The 23,507-nt window shown below is 71.7% G+C and carries 19 protein-coding genes and 2 tRNA genes; 12 read left to right on the forward strand and 9 right to left on the reverse strand.

From position 1 onward, the window contains the following. Nucleotides 1-63: 63 nt before the first annotated feature. From NOSIN_RS02325 to NOSIN_RS02340, 4 genes are all read right to left on the reverse strand, one after another. Nucleotides 64-402: a DUF4873 domain-containing protein gene (locus NOSIN_RS02325; RefSeq protein WP_077689152.1), complete on the reverse strand. Its 339-nt coding sequence runs from the start codon at nt 400-402 to the stop codon at nt 64-66. Next, nucleotides 399-1,940: a flavin-containing monooxygenase gene (locus NOSIN_RS02330; RefSeq protein WP_171986546.1), complete on the reverse strand. Its 1,542-nt coding sequence runs from the start codon at nt 1,938-1,940 to the stop codon at nt 399-401. Before NOSIN_RS02330 ends, NOSIN_RS02325 begins: the two co-directional genes overlap by 4 nt. 277 nt (nt 1,941-2,217) lie before the next feature. After that, complete coding sequence (locus NOSIN_RS02335) at nt 2,218-3,129, reverse strand: AurF N-oxygenase family protein (protein WP_077689153.1); 912 nt, start codon at nt 3,127-3,129, stop codon at nt 2,218-2,220. Nucleotides 3,130-3,145: 16 nt separating this feature from the next. Continuing rightward, nucleotides 3,146-4,000 carry an SDR family NAD(P)-dependent oxidoreductase gene (locus tag NOSIN_RS02340; protein WP_077689154.1) on the reverse strand — a complete coding sequence of 285 codons (855 nt, stop codon included), beginning with the start codon at nt 3,998-4,000 and terminating at the stop codon, nt 3,146-3,148. Nucleotides 4,001-4,116: 116 nt separating this feature from the next. On the opposite strand from NOSIN_RS02340, the gene NOSIN_RS02345 reads away from it, so the two are divergent. Then, entirely contained in the window at nt 4,117-4,917 is an 801-nt protein-coding gene (locus NOSIN_RS02345; RefSeq protein ID WP_077689155.1) for a MerR family transcriptional regulator, read from the forward strand. Between the two features lie 75 nt (nt 4,918-4,992). On the opposite strand, the gene NOSIN_RS02350 is transcribed toward NOSIN_RS02345, so the two are convergent. Then, the gene (locus tag NOSIN_RS02350; protein ID WP_077689156.1) at nt 4,993-6,894 is read right to left on the reverse strand and encodes a GMC oxidoreductase; all 1,902 of its coding nucleotides are present in this window, start codon (nt 6,892-6,894) and stop codon (nt 4,993-4,995) included. A gap of 211 nt (nt 6,895-7,105) precedes the next feature. Here NOSIN_RS02350 and NOSIN_RS02355 point away from each other — a divergent pair, with 211 nt between their 5' ends. Together NOSIN_RS02355 and NOSIN_RS02360 are read left to right on the forward strand one after the other, a co-directional pair. Continuing rightward, nucleotides 7,106-7,753 (forward strand): DUF6230 family protein, encoded by a 648-nt coding sequence (locus NOSIN_RS02355; RefSeq protein ID WP_077689157.1) that lies wholly within the window; start codon nt 7,106-7,108, stop codon nt 7,751-7,753. Nucleotides 7,754-7,757: 4 nt separating this feature from the next. Further along, a complete protein-coding gene (locus NOSIN_RS02360; protein ID WP_077689158.1) occupies nt 7,758-9,308 on the forward strand; it encodes a DUF6114 domain-containing protein in 1,551 nt (516 codons plus the stop codon). A 72-nt stretch (nt 9,309-9,380) separates the two neighbouring features. Here the strand turns inward: NOSIN_RS02360 and NOSIN_RS02365 are convergent, their stop codons facing one another. After that, on the reverse strand, nt 9,381-11,207 hold the full coding sequence (locus NOSIN_RS02365) for a UvrD-helicase domain-containing protein (RefSeq protein ID WP_077689159.1): 1,827 nt from the start codon (nt 11,205-11,207) through the stop codon (nt 9,381-9,383). A 797-nt stretch (nt 11,208-12,004) separates the two neighbouring features. On the opposite strand from NOSIN_RS02365, the gene NOSIN_RS02370 reads away from it, so the two are divergent. From NOSIN_RS02370 to NOSIN_RS02385, 4 genes are all read left to right on the forward strand, one after another. Beyond that, entirely contained in the window at nt 12,005-12,622 is a 618-nt protein-coding gene (locus tag NOSIN_RS02370; RefSeq protein WP_227014638.1) for a DUF1707 SHOCT-like domain-containing protein, read from the forward strand. A gap of 256 nt (nt 12,623-12,878) precedes the next feature. After that, nucleotides 12,879-13,484, forward strand: coding sequence for a SanA/YdcF family protein (locus tag NOSIN_RS02375; RefSeq protein WP_077689161.1), 606 nt, complete (start codon nt 12,879-12,881; stop codon nt 13,482-13,484). A gap of 130 nt (nt 13,485-13,614) precedes the next feature. Continuing rightward, nucleotides 13,615-15,045, forward strand: coding sequence for a hypothetical protein (locus NOSIN_RS02380; protein WP_077689162.1), 1,431 nt, complete (start codon nt 13,615-13,617; stop codon nt 15,043-15,045). Between the two features lie 184 nt (nt 15,046-15,229). Further along, nucleotides 15,230-16,195, forward strand: a complete 966-nt coding sequence (locus NOSIN_RS02385) for a hypothetical protein (protein ID WP_077689163.1) — start codon at nt 15,230-15,232, stop codon at nt 16,193-16,195. 97 nt (nt 16,196-16,292) lie between these two features. Here NOSIN_RS02385 and NOSIN_RS02390 read toward each other — a convergent pair whose 3' ends face one another. Further along, the gene (locus tag NOSIN_RS02390) at nt 16,293-16,946 is read right to left on the reverse strand and encodes a SanA/YdcF family protein (protein ID WP_375539657.1); all 654 of its coding nucleotides are present in this window, start codon (nt 16,944-16,946) and stop codon (nt 16,293-16,295) included. A 383-nt stretch (nt 16,947-17,329) separates the two neighbouring features. Between NOSIN_RS02390 and NOSIN_RS02395 the strand changes: the two genes are divergently transcribed. Next, the gene (locus NOSIN_RS02395; RefSeq protein WP_077689164.1) at nt 17,330-18,898 is read left to right on the forward strand and encodes a DUF885 family protein; all 1,569 of its coding nucleotides are present in this window, start codon (nt 17,330-17,332) and stop codon (nt 18,896-18,898) included. 85 nt (nt 18,899-18,983) lie between these two features. On the opposite strand, the gene NOSIN_RS02400 is transcribed toward NOSIN_RS02395, so the two are convergent. Together NOSIN_RS02400 and NOSIN_RS02405 are read right to left on the reverse strand one after the other, a co-directional pair. After that, nucleotides 18,984-20,015, reverse strand: a complete 1,032-nt coding sequence (locus tag NOSIN_RS02400; protein ID WP_077689165.1) for an N-acetylmuramic acid 6-phosphate etherase — start codon at nt 20,013-20,015, stop codon at nt 18,984-18,986. Between the two features lie 81 nt (nt 20,016-20,096). Beyond that, nucleotides 20,097-21,083, reverse strand: a complete 987-nt coding sequence (locus NOSIN_RS02405) for a MurR/RpiR family transcriptional regulator (protein ID WP_077689166.1) — start codon at nt 21,081-21,083, stop codon at nt 20,097-20,099. 681 nt (nt 21,084-21,764) lie between these two features. Between NOSIN_RS02405 and NOSIN_RS02415 the strand changes: the two genes are divergently transcribed. From NOSIN_RS02415 to NOSIN_RS02430, 4 genes are all read left to right on the forward strand, one after another. Beyond that, nucleotides 21,765-21,950, forward strand: coding sequence for a hypothetical protein (locus NOSIN_RS02415; protein WP_077689168.1), 186 nt, complete (start codon nt 21,765-21,767; stop codon nt 21,948-21,950). 136 nt (nt 21,951-22,086) lie between these two features. Continuing rightward, nucleotides 22,087-22,160 (forward strand) — tRNA-Lys (locus tag NOSIN_RS02420). A gap of 199 nt (nt 22,161-22,359) precedes the next feature. Continuing rightward, nucleotides 22,360-22,433: transfer RNA gene (locus NOSIN_RS02425), tRNA-Lys, on the forward strand. Nucleotides 22,434-22,846: 413 nt separating this feature from the next. Beyond that, a complete protein-coding gene (locus NOSIN_RS02430) occupies nt 22,847-23,347 on the forward strand; it encodes a septum formation family protein (RefSeq protein ID WP_077689169.1) in 501 nt (166 codons plus the stop codon). Nucleotides 23,348-23,507 lie beyond the last annotated feature (160 nt).

The raw sequence follows: 23,507 nt of genomic DNA on the forward strand, positions 1-23,507 counted from the left end.
ACTGACGGGGGTGCCCCCTCGGGCCGGCGCGTGCCCGAGGGGGTGTCTGGGGATGCGGCCGGCTCAGCCGTCGAGTTCGTCGACCTCGATGCTGGGGACCGCGAAGGGAGGGCTGCCGGCCCCGTTGACCGGGTGCCCGCCCCACAGGTTGGCCTCGTCCAGGGTGCCGGTGCCCTCGAACCCGTCGGGGGTGCGCACCACGACGGTCCGCGTCCCGTCGCGGAAGGCCTCGGTCACCTCGGGGCTGGGGGACAGCCGTCCGCGCCAGCGGTAGTCGCCGGTCAGCGGGGAGAAGTGGCCGGCCAGGTGGGCCCGCACCTCGACGGAGGCCTTCTCGTCGGTATCCAGCACGACCGTCACCGTGCCCTTGTACTCCTCCTCGTCGTCACCGAACCCGCTCACCGCGCCCGACCCCCGGCCAGTACACGGTCGGACCGGCGGGAGCCGCCTCCGCGGGCGCGGTCGATCCGCAGGTCGTAGTTGTGGGGGTCGAACCAGCGCGTGCGCAGGGCGAAGTTCCACGTGAAGGTCGGCCACAGCGTGGTGTTGCGGCCGTTCTCGTTCAGGTACCAGCTGTCGCATCCGCCGGTCACCCACACGGTGCCCTCCATGGATCTGGCGAGCATCTCGTTGTAGTCCTCCTGGGCCTGCGGGCGCACGTCCATGCGGTCGAGCCCGTTCCTGCACAGGTACTTGAGCGCCTGCATGGTGTACCGGATCTGGGCCTCGATCATGAACACCTGGGAGGTGTGTCCCAGCCCGGTGTTCGGTCCGGCCAGCACGAACGCGTTCGGGAACCCGGCGACGGTGGTGCCGCGGAAGGCCTGCACGTCATCGCCCCAGTGGTCGGACATCGACCGGCCCTCGGCGTTGAAGATCCGCTGGGCCACCGGCGGGTCGGTCACGTGGAAGCCGGTGCCGAGGATGATCGTGTCGACCTCGTGCTCGGTCTCCCGGCCCTCCGCGTCGCGGGTGACCACGGCGTTCGGGCGGATCTCCACGATGTCGTCGGTGACCACGTCCGCGTTGGGCCTGGCCAGCGCCGGGTAGTAGTCGTTGGACATCAGGATGCGCTTGCAGCCCGCCCGGAAGTTCGGGGTGAGCTTGGCCCGCAGCGCCGGGTCCTTCACGCTGCGGTTGATGTTGGCCCGGCCCAGGGCCTCCACGACCGAGAGCAGCCTGGGGTTCTTGGCGAAGCCGAGGATGTAGCTCTCCCGGCCCCAGTAGATGCTCTTGCGGGCGATCTGCTGGGCGAGCGGGACGTTCCGGTACAGCCAGCTCTCCAGCTTGGTGATGTCGCGGTCGTGCCGGAACATCACCCACGGCGCGGTCCGCTGGAACAGCGTCAGCTTCCCGGCCTTGGGCTGGATCCTTGGCACGAACTGGATCGCGGACGCCCCGGTGCCGATCACGGCGATCCTGCGGCCGGTCAGGTCGTGGTCGTGGTCCCAGTCCGCCGAGTGGAACATCGTTCCCTCGAACGTCTCCAGGCCCTTGATGTCGGGGTAGGAGGGGTCCGCGAGCGGTCCGGCCCCGCTGACCAGGAACTGGGCGGTGACGGTGCCCCGCTCGGTCTCGATCCGCCACCGGTTGTCCTCGGGCTCCCAGTGCGCGGATTTCACGTCGTGGTTGTAGCGGACGTGCCGGTCTACGCCGTACTCCCCGGCGACCCGCCTCATGTAGTCGAAGATCTCGGGCTGCGGGGAGAAGCTGCGGCTCCAGTTCGGGTTGAGCGCGAACGAGAACGAGTACAGGTGCGAGGGGACGTCGCAGGCGGCGCCCGGGTAGGAGTTGTCACGCCAGGTGCCGCCGACCTCGTCGGCGCGCTCCAGAACCACGAAGTCCTTCAGACCGGCCTGCTTGAGGCGGACGGCCATCCCGATCCCGGCGAAGCCGGATCCGATGATGGCCACCCGGAAGTGGGGTGGTGCTTCGGTCACGTTCTGGTCCCTTCGTGCGAGCCGGCCCGGAGCGGCGCCGCTCGGGTCGGGGAGTGTGTCCCCCGGGGGCGTGGCGCGTTTCGCCCCCGGGGGAGCTGCCGCCCCGGAAGGCGCGGCGCGGACGCCTTCCGGGGAGAGGGCTCCCGAGGCCGTGGCGCGTTTCGGCCCCGGGAGGCTTTGACCACCGCCGGAGAACGTGGCGCGTTTCGTCCTCCGGCGGTGGGGTCTGGGGAGGGTGGGGCGTGGCGGGGCGGTTCCGTGCCCCACCGGGTCGGGGTCAGCCGAGCAGGCCGGCCTTCTTCCAGAAGTAGCGGCCCAGGCCGGAGATGGCGCCGGCGGTGTCCAGGGTGCTCACGACCTTGCGGGCGGCCCAGGTCTTGGTGCCGGTCCAGTGGGGGTTGCGGTGGGCGACCCGGTAGGCCTCGCGCGGGTCCAGCCCGACCTTCGCGTACACCTTGGGGTTGATCAGCCGGGTGGCCGAGTAGTAGGTGACCAGGCCGAGGAGGAGGCGGCTGTAGGCCCTGTTGACCGGACCGCGCTTGACCCAGTCGCGCTGGAACTCCTCGCGGGCGTAGCGCATGTGCCGCGCCTCCTCCACCACGTGGATGCGCGAGACCGAACGCACCAGGGGCAGGATCTGCTCGTCGGGCACCGCCTCGCGCTGGATCTGGTCGAGGACCTCCTCCACGAACAGGGCGCCGCCGAAGATCAGCGGACCGTGCGCGATCGTCTTGAAGAGGTTGCCGAGGTGGAAGGCGACGGGGTCGAGCTTGTGCGTCTTCCCGCCGAGCTTGTTCACCATCTTGGCGAACATCACCGTGTGGCGGCACTCGTCGGCGATCTCGGTGTAGGCGTACTGGACGTGGTTGCTGCTCGGATCGTTGTGGTAGGCGTGGCGGACCAGCATCTGCATGAGGATGGTCTCGAACCAGATGCCGATGGTGGCGATGCTGGCGATCTCCAGCCGTGCGAGCTCCTTGCGCTTCTCCTCGCTGAGCCGGTCCCACAGGTAGGTGCCGTACAGCGAGACGCGCTCGGGGCGGATCGCCCACATGTCCTTGTCGACGGGGGCGTCCCAGTCGATCTCGACGAGCGGGTCGAAGGAGGCCTTCGCCGAGCCGCGGAGCAGCCTCTTGGCGATGTCCTCGCGGTCGGTGAGTTTGGGCTTGGCGGTGATCTCTGCGGTCATTTTCTCTTCCTCCTCCTCAGGACGCGTCCGGTCGGGCCGTGTGGCCGCCGTGCCGCGTGTGGAGTCCCCGGGCGATCTCCGCGTCGCCGAAGGCGCCGTCCGACAGGAGCAGGCCGATCTGGAGCGACACGATCTGTTCCGTGGTGCCGGGGAAGTGCCGGAACAGGTGCAGTCCGGCGGTGCCGATCACGGTGGAGGCCACGTCGCGGCGGGCCCGCCTGGCTCCGGCCGCGCGGACCACCGCCATGACGGTGTCGCGCTCCCGTTCGGCCGGGACGAGGCCGTCGAGGGCGACGCCCGTGGCCCTGGAGCTGTCGTGGATGGGGGTGTCGACGTAGCCGGGGTAGACGGTGGTGACCCCGACGTGGCTGCCGTACTCGGCGCGCAGGCAGTCGGCGTAGGCGGTGAGCGCCCGCTTGGAGACCGTGTAGGCCCCGGCGAAGGGCAGTTGGAGGTTCGACAGCAGCGAGGCGGTGACGACGACGCGGCCCCTGCTCTGGAGCAGCGCGGGCATGGCGGCGGCGGTGACCCGCCAGGTGCCCAGCAGGTTGACCTCCAGCGCCTGGTGGACGTTCGCGTCGGGGGCCCGGCCGATGTCCACGGCCGGCCCGACGCCCGCGTAGTGGATCAGCAGGTCCAGGCGGCCGTCGAGCTGGTCGAGGGCCTCCGCGACGCCCTGGCGGACCTGCTCGTCGTCGGTGATGTCGCAGCCGATGACGCCGGGGGCGGGCTTGCGGTCGATGCCGACGACGTTCACACCGAGGTGACGGAGGACGGCCACGGTGGCGCTGCCGAACGCTCCGGAGGCGCCGGTGACGATGGCGTTCTGGCCGGGCAGCCGGCGCAGGTGGCGCGGCAAGGGGGTCATCATGTGATCTCCTCCACAGTCATTGCCGGAACGTTACAACGGGCATTGTCACAATGCAATGGGGAGTGGCCAGAAATTTACTGACGAGTAGGGTTCGCGGATGTCCCTACGCTTGACCCATGGCCGAATACCGCATTGACGAACTCGCCCGGCTCGCCGACACGACGGTGCGCAACGTCCGGGTGTACCAGGACCGGGGTCTGCTCGCCCCTCCCCGCAGAGAGGGGCGCGTGGGCATCTACTCCGAGGCGCACCTGGCACGTCTGCGGCTCATCGGCCAGCTACTGCGGCGCGGGTACACCTTCGCCAACATCGGCGAGATGTTCCGGGTCTGGGAGCGCGGCGGCGACCTGTCCGACATCCTCGGTTTCGAGTCGGCCATAGGGGACGCCTGGAGCGACGAGATCGCCGACTACCTCACCCTCGGAGACCTGAAGGAGCTCTTCGGGCTGGGGGTGACGCCGAGGACCGTCAAGCGCGCCCTGGACCTGAACGTGCTGGAACGCGACGGGCTGCGGTTCCGGGTGCCCAGCCCCCGGCTGCTGCACGCCGGCGTGGAACTGGTCAAGCTGGGCATGAGCGTGGACTCGGTGCTCGACATAGCGGAGAACCTGCGCGACAAGGTGGGCGACGTCGCCGAGCACATGGTCCGCCTGGTCGCCGACCACATACTCGCCGAGTACGCCCCCGGCACGGTGGTCAGGAGCGAGGAGACCGCCGAGATGGCCGAGCTGATACGGCGGGTGCGCCCCCTCGCGCAGCAGGCCGTGGACGCGGTCCTGGCGCAGGCGATGGCGGAGAACCTCACCACCGTCATGGGAGAGCACTTCGCCCTGGCGATGGAGTACCTGCAGAAGGAGAACCCGGACAAGGACCAGGGCGGCCCGGACGCGGCCGAGGGCCTGACGGGGTCGGCCTGAGACCGCCTCCGGTCGGCTCCGGCCGGCTCCGCGGTCAGTGGGTGGACCGGACGCGGAGTCGGCCGGGCACGTTCCTCACGCCTTGGCGTCGTCTCCGGCGGTCGCCGTGGTCGCCGGAGCCGCGGCGGTCTCCTCGGCCACCGCGTCCACCGGATCCCCCGTCTCGCCGGAACGCGTCGGGGAGCCGGCCACCGACAGCGGCAGCGGGGTGGTGAACCGCAGCTCGGCGAAGGCGCCGGCCGGGACGGCCGGGGACACGGGGAACACCGGCCTGACCCGCCGGTACCCGGCGCCCTGCTCCGGCCTGGGGTCCTCCTCGCCCTTGTTCGGCCACATCGACATCGCGCGCTCGGCCTGGGCGGTGATGGTCAGCGACGGGTTCACGCCCAGGTTCGCGGTGACCGCCGAACCGTCCACCACGTGGATGCCCGGGTACCCGTACAGCCGGTGGTAGGGGTCGATGACGCCGCTCTCGGGGCCGTCGCCGATCGGGCAGCCGCCCAGGAAGTGCGCGGTCAACGGGATGTTGAACACGTCCCCCCACGTGCCGCCCGGGAAGCCGTCGATGCGCTCGGCCAGCCTGCCGGCCGCCTCCTGCCCCGCCGGGATCCACGTCGGGTTCGGCTCGCCGTGGCCCTGCCGGGAGGTCAGCCTCCTCCCCCCGAACAGCCCCCGCCTGACCGAGGTGGTCAGCGAGTTGTCCAGGGACTGCATCACCAGGCCGATGATGGTCCGCTCCGACCAGCGACGGTTGGAGAAGCTGCGGGCGAACACGGCCGGGTGGCGCGCCGCCAGGCCGAGGAAGCGCAGCCAGCGCGGGATCCTTCCGCCGCCGGGCACCTGTATGGCGGTGAGCAGCCCCATCGCGTTGGAGCCCTTGCCGTAGCGGACCGGCTCGATGTGGGTGTTCTCGTCCGGGTGGATCGATGACGTGATGGCCACGCCCCGGGTCAGGTCCTCCGGCGGCGGGACCTGGCGGCTCATCGCGCCGACGAGCGCCTCGGAGTTGGTGCGAGTGAGCGTGCCGAGCTTCGGGGACAGGCGCGGCAGCACCCCGGAGTCGCGCATCCGGTGCAGCAGGTCCTGGGTGTTGTAGGTTCCGGCGGCCACCACGACCTGGCGCGCGGTGAACGTGCGGGCGTTCGACCTGCGCCGGGGCGCGCCGGTCCTGAGGGTGTCGGCGGCGAACCCGCCGCCGGGCAGCTCGCGCAGGCGTTCGACCGTGGTCAGGGCGTGCACCTCGGCGCCGTCGCGCTCGGCGAAGTACAGGTAGTTCTCGGTGAGGGTGTTCTTGGCGCCGTGGCGGCACCCGGTCATGCACTCGCCGCACTCCTGGCAGGCCCTGCGCTCGGGACCCGCGCCGCCGAAGTAGGGGTCGCCCACCGACTCGCCCGGCGCGGCCCGGTTGCCCTCGCCGTCCTGTCCGTCACCGAAGCACACGCCCACCGGTGTGAGGCGGAAGGTGTGCCCGACGCCCATGTCCTCGGCGATCGCCTTCATGTGCACATCGGAGGGGGTGACGGTGGGGTTGGTGCGCACGCCGAGCATGCGGCGGCCCTGGTCGTAGAACGGCGCCAGCTCCGACTTCCAGTCGGTGATGTGCCGCCACTGCGGATCCTCGAAGAACGGGTCCATCGGGTGGTACAGGGTGTTGGCGTAGTTGAGGGAGCCCCCGCCCACACCGGCGCCGGCCAGGATCATCACGTCGCGCAGCAGGTGGATGCGCTGGATGCCGTACATGCCGAGCTGGGGTGCCCACAGGAAGTTCTTCACGTCCCAGGACGAGGACGGCAGCGTCTCGGGGGTGAAACGGCGTCCCGCCTCCAGGACACCGACGCGGTAGCCCTTCTCGGTGAGGCGCAGGGCGCTGACGGAGCCGCCGAATCCGGAGCCCACGACGAGGACGTCGTAGTCGAAGCGGTCGTCGGTCTGGTCGGGGGAGTTGGCGGTGGGGTCTTTCTTGCGCTCTGGGGGCACGGCTGGTCTCTCTCCAGGTCAGTTGCGGGTCCGTAATGCGCCGGCTACGAGTCCGCAACGTTGAATGCGCCATCTAGAAATGTGACAACAGATATTGTAATGTTCGTCACTACCGCCGAGTAGGTTGTGTTCCATGTAACACGCGCGGCGCGCTCCGGCGCAAGTTTCGCTCCCCCTCACCGCCTCGGTGCGGTGCATACAGGAGGTACTCATGCCCAAGGCTTCCGGCGAGGCGCCAGAGGCGCCCCAGGATGTGCCTGAGCAGCCAGAAGGCGGTGGTGGCACCGTCTGGCGCAGATTCGCCCTCGTGGCGGTCCCGGGCTTCGTGGCCGCCGCCGTCCTCGGAGGAATGACCACACAGGGTCTGCTCGCCGCCTCCTTCGCCGTGTCCGGCGACAGCTTCAAGATGTCCGCCGACGAACTCGTGGGCCAGGGCTTCACGCAGTACGGTGCCCCCGCCCAATCCGTGGACGGCTCCTCCCGGGCGGTCGGCCTGTCCTCGGTGGAGACCGCCGAGCTGACCAACCTGTGCATGTCCTCCCTCTGGGACCTCTCCATCGGCGAGGCCACCCTGGTCATCGAGGCGGGCGAGGCCAAGCCCGTCACGGGCACCGACCTCGTCCTGGACATCGAGCAGCTCCGGGGCGACGCCGAGTTCGACACCATCGAGATCGGCCGCGACGCCAGCACACTGGACAGGGCCGAGGGAGGCCAGGGGCCCGCGGGTGGCTTCGGTCTTCAGTCCGAGTCCATCACCGTCTCCGACATGGAGCTGACCACGTGGGCGGTCACCTCCGGATCCCTGCGCCTGAGCGGTCTGAAGCTGGCCGTCAAACCCGGCAACCACGAATGCTTCTGATCCCATGGCCCACGCACTGACCCTGCTGCGCACGGGACGGGGACACTTCCGGAACTGGCGGCGCGGCCGACCGTTCTGGGGCGGCCTCCTCCTCGTCGCGGCCGGAATCGAGCTGCTGGTCGCACCGGCCGCGCAGAGCCTGGTCCTGCCGATCGACCTGATCATCTACGCCGGTATCGCCGGCGTCTCCGGCACCCTCATCGCGGTGCTGCTGATCACCCTGGGCGTGCTGAGCTGGCTACAGCCCGCACAGCACGTCTTCTTCGGGATGGTCGGGCTCTTCCTCGCCCTGGTGTCCTTCGTGACCTCCAACTTCGGCGGGTTCGTCATCGGGATGCTGCTCGGTATCGTCGGCGGCTCGCTCGTGTTCGCGTGGGCACCCGTCGTCCGGCGGCGCCCGCGACGGCGCCGCCGGAGGGGCGCGCACGAGGCGCCGCAGGACGGCGACCTGGACGGTGACCGGGACGAGGACTCCCTGGCCGGGGAGCAGACCCGTGCCGAAACCAGGACCGAAACCCGTGCGGACGGGGCGGGAACCGGAACAGGTCCGGACACCGCTCCCCACCGGACCGTCGCCGCCGGACCGCTGGACGTCCCCGCTCACGCGGAGCCCGTCGGCGCCTCGGACGAGGGCGCCGGCGCCTCCGAGGTGACCGCCGTCGACGAGACCGTCTCCGACCCCCGGCGGGGACCCCGGCCGCTGGCCGCCCTCGCACTGCCCCTGGCCGCGGCCCTGCTCGTGGCGAGCGCGCCCGCGCCCGCCCTCGACTGGCCCTGGGACTGGTTCACCCCTCCGGGCGACGAGGAGGAACAGCCCGGGGACGGGGCCTCTCCGTCCCCCTCCGACGAACCCGCGCCGTCTCCGGGCACGGATCCCAGTGCCGACCCCAGTGCCGACCCCAGCGCCGGGCCCACCGAACCGGGTGGGGAAGGCGAGGAGGGCGAAGAGGCGCCGGAGGATCCGGAGGACGAGGGGGCCGAGGAGGACGAAGAGAGCGAGGAGGGCACCTCGGAGGAGTGCCGGCTGCGCACCGACGAGTCCGCCCTGACCGAGTCCGAGGAGGAGTTCCTGGCGGCCGTCCGCGACTGCCAGGCGGCCCAGGACGAGGGGAAGCTCCCCGAGGTCCCGCTGGAGGAGGAGTACCCCTGCTTCCAGGGGTCGGTCAGCACGTCCGGCCTGACCTCCGACCAGTTGACGATGAGCGGTGCGCTCTACGAGGGCGTGGTGGAGTGCCCCACCATGAACGGCCCCCGGCGGTACATCCGACTGACCATGAGCAGGGCCGACTTCAGCGGCGCCGAACTGTGGTTCGAGGACGCCGGCACCCGGATGAGCCTCGGCCTGCCCGCCATGACCATGGACGGGACCGTGGAGATGCACATCACCCGCATGCACGTGCGCATCCTGGGCATCCCGCTCACCTTCACCCCGGACTTCCCGCCCCCGCTGCTGCTGCCGTACATGGTCGTCACGGACGTGGAGGTGGACAACCCCATGGCCGGCACCGACCTCATGAACATCACGGACCTCAACGGGCAGTTCGCCGGAGCCTGATCTCCACCGGACACGACGCCGGACACGGCGACGGGGGCGCCGCCACCGCGGCGCCCCCGCTTCGGTCCCGTCCTACCAGGTGCCGGTGATCAGGCGGCTGGGCCGGCCCACGTGCGACACGTACAGCGCGTCGCGCGCCCGGGTGCAGGCCACGAACAGCAGCGTCCGCTCCTGCTGGAAGGCGTGCTCCAGCGCCACCTGGTCGCCGTCGGCGGCCTCGACCGCGGCCTTGGGCGGCAGCAGGTGGTCACTGACGCCGACCAGCGCCACGCAGCGGAACTCCTGGCCCTTGAGCCGGTGCATCGTCCCCACGCGTACCGCGTCGGCGCTGCCGCCGCCCTCCAACTGGGCCGTGGGGACGCCCCGGGCCTCCAGCTCCTTGGCGATGCCGCGCACCACCCACTGGTTGCGCCCGGCCACCGCGATCTCAGCGGGGTTGACCCCCGACTCCAGCCACATCCGCACCCGGTCGCCCAGCGCGGCGAGCTCCTCGGCGCGGTTGTCGCAGCCGCGCACCACCGGCGCCGGGCCGCGCAGCAGCGAACGGTAACCGGCCAGGGTGTCGGCGTTGTCGTCCATGCCCAGGGCCGCCCGGCGGTCCAGGACCGGCATGCTCCAGTCCAGGATCTCCTGCGTCACCCGGTAGCTCACCCGCAGCCGGTGGCTGCGCCCGCGCACGTTGATGCCGAGCGAGGCCAGCGACACCCGGTTGTCGGACACCCGCTGGTGCGGGTCGCCGACGACGAACAGGTCGTCCGGGCCCTCGGGGACGGCGGCGCGCAGCATCCGCCACTGGGCCGGGTGCAGGTCCTGGGCCTCGTCGACCACCGCGTGCCGGAACAGGGGCTCGCCCCGGTCCAGGACCCGGGCGGCCTCGGCGGCCAGCTGCGGGTAGGACCACAGCCCCTCCACCCGCATCGCGCCGACGTAGCGCCGCACGGTCTCCCACACCTGGCGCCGGTGCTCGGGCGCCAGGTGCTGCACCCGGCCGCTGCGCTCGCAGCGGATGTACTGGGGCAGCAGTTCCAGCCCCTTGGCGAGGATGACCTGCTCCCACTCGTCCGCCAGGAAGCGGCCGGAGAAGGGCAGGCCGTCGGCCAGGGCCACCGCGCGCCAGCGCCGGGCCAGTTCGTCCCTGCCGACCAGGCGGGGCGCCATGCTGGTGTGGGTCTGTACGACCGAGCGGGCGAGGCTGTCGATGGTGGCCACGCGCACCCGGGCGCGGACGCCGGGCTCGGGCAGGAGCTGGTCCAGCCGCTCGGCCAGGGACTGGGCCAGCGTGCGGTTGTAGGTGGTCAGGAGCACCGACTCGCGGGTGTCCTCGGGGTGGACGGCGGCGTCGCGCCGGGCCAGGTGCGCGGCCCGGTGCAGCGCGATCACGGTCTTGCCGGTACCGGGGCCGCCGGTGACCTGCGCGGACCCGTTGTAGCGGGTCTCGGTGATCCGGTGCTGGTCGGGGTGGAGTGTGAGCTGCCACTGGTCGAAGGGCGCCTGGAGCGCGCCGGCGAGCTCGGGCGGTCCGGTGGGCGTGGGGTCCACGCCGCCGGGGACGGCCCCGGTCGGCGTGTCGGGGCGCAGGCCGCGCGCGAAGCGCAGGGCCTCGTCGCGCGGGCGCACGGTGACCAGGCGGTAGTGCGTGCCGTCCGGCTGGTCGCCGGCGTGGTCGTCGAGGGGCTGGTCGTACTCGCCCGCGTCGGGGGCGGGGACGACGACGCCGGACCAGTCGGGGGTGATGTCGAGGACCCGGACGCGCGGGTCGGCCGCGTCCGCGACGGACTCCAGGACGGGCCGGTCGCCCGCCTGGTAGGCACGCATCACGGCCAGGGTGTCGAGCTGGACGTCGGGCGTGAGGTGGGTGAAGTCGCTGAGAAACGTCGGGGCGATCGCGAGGGCGGACACGTCGTGGTTTCCTCCGGTCTTCGACCAGGTGGTGTCTGTGTGCTCGGGGCGGTCGGAGCGGATGGTGCTGCGGAGCCGCTCGGAGCGGCGTCGCGCCTACTAAGGAGATGCTCGTTGCCGAATTTGGGCAAACGCCGCTCCAAAGGCGATTCCCGTCAGACTTCGTGTGCCCTGTCGGTCTTGTGTCCATGCAGGTCAGAGGTACCTTTGCGCAAGTGCGTTCGAGTGCGCGGCGAAGGTTTTCCGAGGGGGCGCCGGAGAGGGCCGGTGACCTGGGATTCTCTACCGAGCTCCGATGTCCGTAAGCACAGTTATGTCATGTCCGAAAACCGGTGGACGAGGGGTCTCCGAAGGAGGGAACGCCTGTTCCGAGTGGGCTCCGTGGGGAGTATGGGGGCGGACCGCTCACGTTGGAGCGGAAGGACCGAAAACCACGGGGCCGAGGAGGCGCGCGAAGCCCGGGACGCGGGCCGTCCGACGAGGGCCGGTTCACCCGGTGGCCGATTCCGGACACGTTCTGGGCAGAGCGATTCCGGTGGGGGATCGTGTATCGCGGGGGGAACCGCGTGTGGTTCAGGACTCTGCCGGGGTCCGTCCTACCCCGGCAGAGTCCTCAACCACCGCTAGGAAAGCGGTACCCAGTCCCCGACCTCCCCAAAGCGCGCCGGGACACCGAGCTTGGGAGCGTCGGCGGGGTGGCGGATCCCGCTGTCCCTGTGTTCCTTCCATGTCATGTTCTACCGTGGGTACGACAAGAGGGCGGAGAGGACCGGGCGAGCACAGTGGTCTCCGAGGACATGAGTCAGATGCGCGTCTCCGACGCGGAGAGGGACCAGGCGGCCGAGGTCCTGCGGGAGGCGGCCGGGGAGGGGCGGATCACCTTCGACGAGCTCGACGAGCGGCTCGACGCGGCCTACGCCGCCAGGACCTACGCCGACCTCGAACAGGTCACCTCCGACCTGCCCGCGGGCGTCAGGACACCCGCCGGCCAGGTCCCCCCTGCGGCGGGCGGCCGTCCACCGGAGCACGGCGACGGCGGCGACCCCCTCGTCATCCGCTCGCAGGGCAGTGTCGTCGTCCGCGGTGGCCGGTGGCGGGTGCCGCACCGCGTCGAGGTGTACAACAAGCACGGCATCACCCGCCTGGACTTTCGCGCGGCCTCCCTCGCCGGCGCCGTCGTCGAGGTCCACCTCGACACCTCCCACGGCATGGGGGACCTGGTCCTGCCCGAGGGCGCCACCGCCGAGGTGGACGTGGACTCCTCCTGGTTCGGTGCCCTGCGCTCCAAGGTGGACTCCCTCCGGGGGCCCTCCCACCCGCACTTCGTCGTCACCGGTACCTGCCGGGGCGGCTCCCTCCAGATCCGGCACAAGCGCCCCTTCCCCTGGGCCGGCCCGAGAGCGCTCGGAAGCTGAACCCGGCCCCCGCGCGGCGGGGCCCGGGGGCATAGCCGCCGCACGGTCGCCCACGCCCGTGCGCACGGTGGTCTGCGGACGGGCGGTGCCGGAAGCGGACGCGGGAGGTCCCCACGCCCGTGCGCGCGGTGGTCTGCGTGCCTTCGTCCGGATACCACCACCTCCGCCGGTGCGCCATGATGGGGTGCGCGCGGCCTCGCGCGTGACCGGCACGGCGACGGCGCGTACGCGTCGGACAACAGGAGAGGCGGCAGGGGTGGGCTTGTGGATCGCGGCGGTCGGAGCGGGCGCGTGCGCCCTGGCGCTGGCCCCCTACGCCTGGACCTACGTGGCCAGCGCCGGACGCCGCAGGAGGGTCGGCACCGTCCCGCACCGGCCCGTGGCCGTCGTCCTGGGCGCCGCGGCGTGGAGCGAGGGGCCCTCGCCGCTGCTCGCCCGCCGCCTGGACCTGGCCGTGCGCCTGTTCGAGGACGGCGGGACCGAGCGGATCATCGTCTCCGGAGACAACCGCGAGGTGTCCAACCGCGAGACCGATACCATGGCCGAGTACCTGGTCAAGCAGGGCGTGCCCGCCGACAGGATCGACGCCGACCGCTACGGCTACCGCACCTGGGACACCTGCGTACGGGTGCGCGACCTGTTCGACGTGCACGCGGCCACCATGGTCACCCAGTCCTTCCACCTGCCCCGCACGGTCGCCCTCGCGCGGGCCGCCGGGATCGACGCCGTCGGGGTGGGGGACTCCAGCATGGGAGCGCGGCGCCGTTCCACGGTGATCGGCTACGTCCGCGAGGTCGGCGCCGCCGTCAAGGCCCTGCGCGACGCGCTCCTGCGCCCCGCCCCGGCCCACAGCGAACTCTGACCGAATTCTGACCGGGCTCTGGGGTCCGGGCGGCCGGTACCCCCTCGTACGGCGGGGACGTGTGCCCGCCGAACACGGTTCCGGAGCCGGGTGGCGCGTCCACGGATCCCCAACCGGGATAATCGGCAGCATGAACGCGACCACGGAAAACGACCCACACGGCGGCGCGGAGAACGTGGACTGGGCGGCACTGGCCCCCGAGGGCGGTGCGCGCATCCCCGAGCTGCTCGGACGGCTCGCCGGAAGCGACGGCGCACTCTCCGATCTCCACGACATCATCCACTTCCCCGCCCCCGGACACCTCGCCGCACCCAGGGCGGTCGACTTCCTGGTCGACATCGCCTGTGCCGAGTCCACTCCGGTCACCGACCGCTGGCGTCCCCTGAGCCTTCTGCTGGAACTGGTGGCCGGGCACGCCGAGGACCGCTTCCCCGAGCCCCTCAGCCTCGACCAGTGGCGCGACGAGGTGGTCTGGGCGACCTCCAACGACGCGGAGAAGGTCCGCGAGCAGTACCGGTCCTGGGCGGAGGAGGCCCCGGACGAGCAGCACCACCGCCGCATGCGCAACCGGCTCGCCGTCATGGAGCAGCCGGGCGGCGCCGAGCTCCTGCGGGCCGAGCTGGACACCTACGAGGCCGTCTGCGCGCGCGTCCCCGACCTGGTCGCGCTGCTCAGGGGCGGAGCCAACCGGGGCGGCATGGACCGCGCGGGGGAGTGGGTGAGCTACCTGCTGGGCTTCCTGACCTCCGACGCGGAGCGGATCGCCGCCGAGATCACCGGCGCCTCCCAGCTCCTGCTCGCCAAGGACCTGCGCCCGGCCCCGCAGACGCCCACGAACCTGCGCGACATGATGAACGGGATGGACACCGGCGAGCCGCTGCCCGCCGAACTGTTCGCCCTGGGCCTGCTGGCCACCCCCGCGGACATCGACACCTCCGTCGGCCTCACCCACCAGATGGCGGGCGGGAACCTGTACAACTCCTTCGCCGCCTCGGTGGCGATGGTGCTCATCCACGGCGAGAACACCCCGCGCGAGGCGCTGCGCCGTATCGGCCGCGGCGGCGGTACCTCCATGGGCTACGAGGGGCTGTTCAACGAGTCCTGGCCGCACTGCGGCGGCCGCTCCCCGCAGGTCCTGGGCTTCCTGGCGCTCGGCCGCGCCGGTGACCGCGCCCGCCGCCTGCGCCTGGACATGCTCCCCGGCCTGATCAAGGGCGAGGACGAGTCCCGGGCCCTGGTGACCGGTGCGGGCCTGGAGATGGTGCTCGGTCCCCGCAGCAGGGGCTACACCACCGAGGAGCACGTCAACGCCGACTACGACGAGGAGACCCTCAAGGTCCTGTGGGCGATCGCCGAGCTGCCCGCTCCGGCGTGGGAGGACGAGGAGTTCACCCGGACCCTGGGCGCTTGGGCGCTGCCGGACGACGCCCAGGAGTTCTGCGACCTGGTGGGTGTGGAACCCGAGCCCGAGCCGCAGGAGGCCGCGGACCCGCGGCCGCAGGCGCCCGCCGCACCCCAGCCCGGCGGGCTGCTCGGACGCCTCTTCGGCGGCGGCCGCTGACGCGCCGGCCGGGAGCGTCACCGGTGTGACGTGCGCGCTTCCTTCCCCGTGATCTTGCTCTTGGTGGCACTCTCGACCGGTCACAGTGCCACTGGGAGCAAGATCACCGGGGAACGGGGGTCACTTGTCCACAGGACGGCAAGAAGGCTGGCGGCTCGGGAGTTCCCAGCTCAGAGTAGAGGGCATGAATCAGGCGGCCCCACCACCAGGTTCGCCGTGTGACGCCACCGTCACGGCGGCGCTCGCCGTGGCCTCCCGACAGTACGGAATGCTCAGCTGGGCACAGGCACGTAACCTCGGCCTCACCAAGGACGACATCCGTCGGCTCCTGCGCGGCGGCGGCTGGGACCGTCCCTATCCCCGGGTGTACTCCGTCCGTTCCCTGGCCGACCGCTCCGATCCCACCGGCCATCTGCGTACCTCGGTCATGGCCGCCCAGTTGTCCCTGGGGCCGCACTCCTTCGCGGGTGGCGAGACCGCCGCGCGCCTGTGGGGCATGCAGGGACTGAGGCGCTGGGACGGTCGAGAGATGCACATGGTCATCCCCGCGCTCGGCGCCCAGCGTCACATTCGCGGTATCACCCTGCACAGCTGGTACGTCTCCGAGGAGGAAGTCACCACCGTGGGGAAGGGCATCCGCCTGACCGACCCGGGCAGATCCCTGAGGGACACCCTCCTGTGCGTGGACCGGGACACCGCCGTGTGCCTTATGGACTCCTGCCTGAATCAGGGCCTCGTCACCGGCGAGGACACAGAGCGGCTGGAGAGGGCGAACCGGGGCCGGAGAGGCTGTGTACAGGTACGTGGATGGTGGCCGTTGGCCGACGGTCGTGCGCAGAGCGCCCTGGAGACCCGTGTCCGCCTGGTGTGCGCTGACGGAGGTCTTCCGCCCACCGAGCTTCAGCGCCGTTTCACCGACAGGCACGGAAGGCTCATCGGCATCGTCGACTTCTGGTGGGAGCACCTGAGACTCATCGGCGAGGCCGACGGCATCGGCCCGCACAGCACCCCGCAAGCCCTGGCCCGGGACCGGGAACGCCAGAACGCCCTGCAACTGTGGTACCCGGACGTCCGCGTGGTCCGGTTCACCTGGCAGGACCTCCACCGCCCCGAGTACATCCTGGCCACCGTTGCCCGTGCTGGCAGATGACCTTCTCCCGTTTCCCCGGTGATCTTGCTCTTGGTGGCACTCTCGACCGGTCACAGTGCCACTGGGAGCAAGATCACCGGGGGAGGGGCCACGCGGCTCACTCGCGCTCCGGGGCCAGGGCGTCGTCCACCCCCGTCTCGTAGTCGCCCAGGAACATCGGATCCGGCCTCAGCACCACCGTGCCCAGCGCCGCCACCGCCGCCGGGACCTCCCGGAACCAGCCGTACACGGTGGCGAAGGTGCGCTCACGCAGGCTGGAGTCGGCCACGCCCACCGCGTCGATCCCCGCGGCACGGCACAGCCGCACCGCCCGGGGCAGGTGGAAGTCCTGGGTGACCACCGTGGCCGCCTCCACCCCGAACACCTCGTTGGCACGCGCGCACGAGTCCCAGGTGGAGAACCCGGCGTAGTCGCCCACGATCCGCTCCCGATCGATCCCCGCCGCCACCAGGTAGTCGATCATCGTGTCGGTCTCGTTGTAGTGCTCGACGCTGTTGTCCCCGCTCACCAGCACGGCGTCCACCTTCCCCGCGGAGTACAGTCCGGCGGCGGTGTCCAGGCGCCGTGCCAGCAGCAGGCTCGGCCGGCCGTCGGGACGCACCCCCGCGCCCAGCACCAGCGCCACCGGGCGCTCGGGCACGGTCTCGGCGGTGTGGCGGTGGTCGGCGGTGGAGGAGAGCACCCACAGGAACGGCGCGCACCCCGCCACCATCGCGAACACGGCCAGCAGGGCGAGGTGCCGCAGCCGCAGCCGCAGCCGGGGGCGGCGCCGGCGCCTACGGGAACCGTGGGCGCCGCCGGAACCCCCGGAGCCGCGGGACCCCCTGGAGCCGCCGGTGTTACCAGAGCCCTCGGGAGCGTCGGAGCCGCCCGCGCCGCTCGGGTCGCCGGGATCGTCGGAGCCGCCGCCGGGGACGTGGCCTCGGGAATCGGCGGAGTCTGGGTTCGTCACGTCAGGGAAGACGCCCGGGTCCGCCCCGGAGTTCCTGCACGGCACCGGGTAGATGCCGGGGCGCCGGAAGGCCAGCCGTCCCCGGAGACCCGCCGTCCCCCACCCGGCACCCCCGCACACCGCGGGGCCCGGAGCCGGAAACCGCCTGTCCTTCCGGCGGACGGCGCGGTTAGAGTCACCGCATGCCTTTCCAGCCACAGCACGACGACCTGCCCGCACGGCTCAGGGCCCTCGCCGACCTCATGCCGGGGAACATGCGCGACGGCTCCGGTATGCACGAGTACGACGGGAAGGTCGCCGACATGTCGCCAGACGGGGTCCGGGACGCGCTGTCCCGGCTCGGCGGCGATCCCCTCGACGACCCGCACGACGACGCGCACCTGGCCGCCTTCGAGAAAGCGCTCCGCTACGAGCTGGGCGAACTCCAGCTCCACCGGGCCAACCCCCTCTACCACCTGGGCGAGCTCGACCTCTCCGGCTACGACCGCGAGTACGCCCCGCGGGCCGACCGCGACGCCGCACGCACCGCCCACCTGGCCGAGTGGCCGCGTGTGGTCGACAACGCGATCGCGGCCCTGGACCGCGTGCCCGCGCCCGTCGCCGAGTCCCTCATCGGCGCCGTCCGCGGAGTCGCCGAGGGCCTGCCCGACGACCTGCCCGCCGACGTCCGCGAGGCCGCCCTCGACGCGCACGCCCGGTTGGTCGCCCACATCGAGCGGGCCGCGAAGGAGGGGCCTGAGAGCGCCGGGCTCGGCGCCGAGGCACTCGGACGCCTGATGGGCAGCGGCGAGGCCGTCGAGGTGGACCTCGCCGACCTGGCCGCGCGCGCCGACGCCGAACGCGACCGCCTGCGGGCCCGACTCGCCGAGGCCACCGGACGCCTCGCCCCCGGCCGCGAGCCCATGGAGTTCGCCCGCGAGCTCACCCGCCGGCACCCCGACAAAGACGGCGTCCTGGACGCGGCCCGCCGCTGGACGGAACTGGCGCTGGAGTTCACCGCCGAGCGCGACCTGGCGCCCCACAGCGACGGTGAGTGCCGGGTGGACGTCTCCCCGCCCTCCCAGCGCTGGGCCACCGCGATGATGGCGTGGTCCGGCCCGTGGGAGGCCGACACGCCCTCCTTCTACTTCATCACCCCGCCCGACGCCTCCTGGACCAAGGAGGAGGCCGACGAGTGGCTGGAGATGTTCAGCCACACCACCCTGCCCGCCGTGAGCGTGCACGAGGTCGCCCCGGGCCACTTCTCCCACGGCCGGGCCCTGCGCCGGGCACCGGGCCCGGTGCGCCGTGCCCTGCACTCCATGACCTTCGCCGAGGGCTGGGCGCACTACGTGGAGGAGATGTGCGCGGAGGAGGGCTTCGGAGCCTACGCCGCCGAACGCCTGGGCGACGCCGCGTGGACCGCCGACCACTACGAGGCCGGCGTGTGGGTGGAGGCGCTCATCCGTGTCACCCGCCTGTCCGTGGCGATCGGCGTGCACAGCGGCACCATGACCGTGGAGGAGGCGGCCGCCCGCTTCGCCGAGGACACGCCGCTGCAAGGTCCCGCGGCCCTGTCCGAGGCGCGCCGCGCCACCTTCGACCCCACCTACGGCCGTTACACCTGGGGGAAGCTGGAGATCCTGCGGCTGAGGGAGCGGGCGCGTGAGCGCTGGGGCGACGGGTTCACCCTCGCCCGCTTCCACCGGGCGCTGCTCGACCTGGGATCCCCGCCGCTCGGCCTCGTCGACGCCGTACTCGAACACGGCTGATCCGGACGGCCCGGACCCGGACCGGCCCCCACCCGGAACAGCCCGGGCGGTGGGCCGGCCCCGGTCCGGCCCCTGCTCCGGGGCCCTACTCCGGGCCCGGGGCCGCTCCCTGCTCCGCGTCCGCCGGGCCCAGCTCGGCGAGCGCGTCGCGCACGCGGCCCCGCGCCGCGTTCAGCGCCCGCGCGGCCGCGGCCGCGTCCACGTCGGCCAGCAGCGACACCAGCGCCACCCGGGTGTCGCCCCCGGCCGCGCTCAGCGCGTCCGCGCACACCCGCTCGCCCATCCCCGTGGCCTGCGTCAGGATGGTCACCACCCGGCCGCGCAGCTTGCCGTTGGTGGCGTCCACCCCCACCATCAGGTTCGAGTACGTGCGCCCCATCCGCACCATCACCGCGGTGGAGAACGCGTTCAGCGCCAGCTTCTGCGCGGTGCCCGCCTTCATCCGGGTGGACCCGGCGATCACCTCCGCGCCCGTGGCCATGCCCACGTGAACGTCCACGCTCCCCGCCAGCGGCGCCCGCGGGTTCGCGCTGATCAGGACCGTCGACGCCGAGCGCTCCCGGGCGGCCTCCAGGGCGCCGCCCACGTACGGGGTCCGGCCACTGGCGGCCAGCCCCACCACCAGCGAGCCCGGGGCGATCCCGGCCGCGTCGGCGCGCCCGGACTCCCAGTCGTCCTCGATCCCCTCCACGGCCCGCACCAGCGCCTCCCCGCCGCCCGCGTGGTGGGCCACCACCCACTCGGCGGGCACACCGTAGGTCGGCGGCAGCTCGGCGGCGTCCTGGGCGGCGATCCGCCCCGACGTGCCCGCCCCGAAGTAGTGGATGGCCGCCCCGGCCTCCAGGGCGGCCACCCCCAGCTCCACGGCCCGCGCCAGCTCCGGCAGGACCGCGCCCACCGCGGCGGGGACCGTGACGTCCTCGGCGTTGATCCGGCGCAGCACGTCCAGCGCCGGAAGCAGGTCGATGTCGTGGGTACCGGAGTTGCGGGCCTCGGTGGGCGCGCGCACGATCACGGCCCCGCCGTCCTCCGTCCGTCCGGAGGAGGACGGGACACCGGCCTCCCCCGGGGCGTCCCCTCCGCCGTCGTGCACAGCGCTCTCCTGTTCGATCCGCACCCGTGCCGTTCCTTTCCGCCGGTCCGCCGGACGCCCCCGGGCCCGCCGTCGGGCGGATCCGTGCGGGGCCGGCGTACCTGGTCAGCCGTCGTTTCCGTCCGTACTCCCGCCGCCGGCGCCCTCGCCCCTGCGGCGCCTGCGGTCGTCGTCGAGCCGCAGCCCCCGCACCGCCTCGAAGGTGGTCTCCAACGCGGTGCGGCTGTCGGTGTAGCGGCTCTGGGCCAGGCCCACGAACAGGCAGTCCACCACCGTCAGCTGTGCCAGCCTGCTCGCCGTGGCCCCCGAACGGAACGTGGTCTCGCGCGCCGCGGTGACCAGCACGTGGTCGGCGAACCCGATCGACGAGCGGGGGAAGTTCGTGATGGCGACGGTCCGCGCGCCGCGCCGCCCCGCCTCGGTCAGCGCCTGCACGGTGTCTATGGTCGTGCCGCTGTGGGAGATGCCGATGGCCACGTCGCGCTCGTCCAGCAGCGCCGCGCTGGTGAGCATCACGTGCGCGTCCGACCACGCGAACGAGGTCAACCCGATCCGGTGCAGCTTCTGCTGTAGGTCGGCGCCGACGAACGCGCTCGCTCCCACCCCGTACACGTCGATGCGCCGGGCGCCCGCCAACGTGTCGATGACCGTGCGCAGCACCTCCACGTCCAGGGAGGCGCCGGTCTCCTCCACCGCGCGCGCGTCGGTGTAGGCGATCTTCTGGACCACCGTGACGAGGGTGTCGTCGGGGTTGATGTCGCTGGACAGCTCCGGTGAGCCCGAGCGGGCACCGCGTGCCTGACCGGCCTCGGTGGCCAGCGCCAGGCGCAGCTCCCGGTAGCCGCCGAAGTCGATGGTGCGGCAGAACCGGATCACCGTGGCCTCGGAGGTGGCGCAGTCCTTGGCGAGCTGGGTGATGGAGGAGGCGGCGGTCCTCTCTGGGTCGTCGATGACGTGCTGGGCGACCCGCCGTTCGGCGGGTGCGAGGGAGGGCAGGAGCGACCGTATGCGTAGGACGGTCGTGGGGACGGGTGGTGCGGAGACGTCCTGGGTCTCCGGCCGACCGTCCGCGTCCTTCGGAGTTTCCGCCATGGAGGAAAGTTTCTTTCGGTCGTGGTGCAGAGTCAACGAAGCGAAGGGGAAAATCGGGAGAATCCAGGATTTCAAGGGACGGCCGTGGCGGCAAGTACCTGGACCCGATCGCGGTATCCCAGCTCAGGCGGCGCTCTGACCCCGAAGTCTGACCCCGAAGGGGGCGCCGCGGTTCACCCGCGGCTCACCCGTCCGCGTCGGTCGCCACCGCAGCACCCCGCTGACCACGGGTGGAGCCGGCCACGGGCGGAGGCGGTGGCTGCGGGACCGACCTCACCGAGGAGCGGCCCGGCCGGTCGCGCGGCGGCGGTCACCACCAGGTACCGGTCGACCGGCCCGCGGGTGCGGGGCGAGCCGAGGCCGGGGCGGTGGGCTCTGGAAGGGGGTGGGCCCGGCACGCGGGGACACGTCCACGGCCCGGATGGCCGCCGTGCCGCGTGCCGGGCCCGGGAAGGGCCGACACGGCCGCGGGGAAGTACCGGCCGTATCCCGCCCTCCCGACACGAGTGTCGGCCAGGGACCTTACGTTCGGCTTTCACCTGGGTGGGAAGCGTCGACATGTCCGTGGGCGGGGAGGCGGCGTTCCGTCCAGGTCGCGCATCATCACCCCGAGGTCATGAAATCGGTCGGATCTGCATACGGGGGTGCTCATCACCCACAGGAGTCGCTAGTGTCAATCCCATGACACAGAACAACGATTCCAACATGGACCCGGCGGGCAACACCCAGCACTTCCGCCGCTTCGTCGACGAGAACCCGGAGCCCGAGGAGCCCGCGCGCCGCCCGATCCTGCCGATCCTGCTCGCGGCCGTCGGTGTGGTTCTGGTCATCGCCGTGATCATCGCTCTGGTCCTGGCCTTCGCCTAGTCCCAGCGGCGGAGGGCGCCCGGCACGGAGTCGGTACCGGCCGCCCCGAAAGCGGTTCGCGACCACCCCGTGGTCCTGCTAGAGTTAACGACGTCGCCAGGGTGCGGCCCACGGGGCCGGCACCGGTGAACGGCGGGCGCCATTAGCTCAGTTGGTCAGAGCAGCTGACTCTTAATCAGCGGGTCCGGGGTTCGAGTCCCTGATGGCGCACAGCATGAGGCTCCGGGAGAGGTCACATCCTCTCCCGGAGCCTTTCTGTCTTTTCGCGTCCGTCCCGCCCGGCCTCCGAAGGTGCGAGGACGCCCTGGTGGCGTGCCCCACATCGGGCGCCTCGCGGCGTCAGGGGCCCCGTGGTTCGGGTAGAGTGAACAACGTTGCCGCGGGCGAGCAGCCAGGCGGTGAACAACAGGCGTCATTAGCTCAGTTGGTCAGAGCAGCTGACTCTTAATCAGCGGGTCCGGGGTTCGAGTCCCTGATGACGCACACGAGGCGAAGGCCCCGGTCGGTTCCGACCGGGGCCTTCGTGCTGTCCCGAGGATTTCACCGGAGATTCCTCCGAGTCCTTTCGTCTCACCTGTTACCCGCCGCATTTTCGCGAGGACGCTCCGTTCCCTTTGTGAAAGGGAGGGGCCATTGCTCCGTGCGTACCTCGCCGCCACTCTCCGTGTCCTTCGGCGGGCAGATGTGTGGTGGTGCGGAAAAGTGTCGTCGCCGTGTGGTGGGCTGTCTCGCGCCGCGGGGGCGTGGCCCGTGCGGGCCACGACACGATGGGTGACCACATGGTCGCATTCGTGTTCCAAGAATGAGATTGACATAAACCCCCGGATGGTGAATTGTTACCTTTCTGCCACTCCTGTCAGGTGGTAATCCCCGTGCATGAGTTTCGGAGTATCCCCATGTCTTCTGTTTCCCCCGTCCTGCGTACCGTCGGCGTTTCGGTGCTCGCCGCCGGCGCCGCGTTCTCCCTCAGCGGCTGCGGCGCCCTCATCTCCGCTCTCGGCGTCGGCAACGTGATGGATCTCAACGTCGGCGACTGCTTCAGCGAATCCGAGATGAACGCCGCGCTCGGGGGCGAGGAGGTCAGTGACATCCCGCTGGTCGACTGCGCCCAGGAGCACGACTCCGAGTTCTTCTTCTCCCACGAGATGACGGGGGAGGAGTTCCCGGGCGACGGCACGGTCTCCACCGAGGCGGAGGAGATCTGCTACGGCGACAACTTCACGAGCTTCGTCGGCGTCTCCTACGACGAGTCGGAGCTCTACGCCGCCTACCTCGCCCCGACCCAGCAGACCTGGGACCAGCTGAACGACCGCGAGATCCTCTGCTACGTCACCACCGTCGAGCCCGGCGGGAGCGGCGAGCCGGTCACCGGAACCCTCGAGGGCGCGAACCGCTGACCGCGGGCCGTCCGACCCGGCGAAAGGCCCTGCTCCGCCTTCGTCCCCTGCTCTCCCGTGCCCACACCTGCGGTGATACGCGGCACGTCGCGCCCGGAGTGCACAAGAAAATCTGATTCGTCCGAGCCCGGGATGAAACCTTCCCCGCGTCCCGGGCATC

It is taken from the genome of Nocardiopsis sinuspersici (genome assembly GCF_001998325.1).
GTDB classification, from domain to species: domain Bacteria; phylum Actinomycetota; class Actinomycetes; order Streptosporangiales; family Streptosporangiaceae; genus Nocardiopsis; species Nocardiopsis sinuspersici.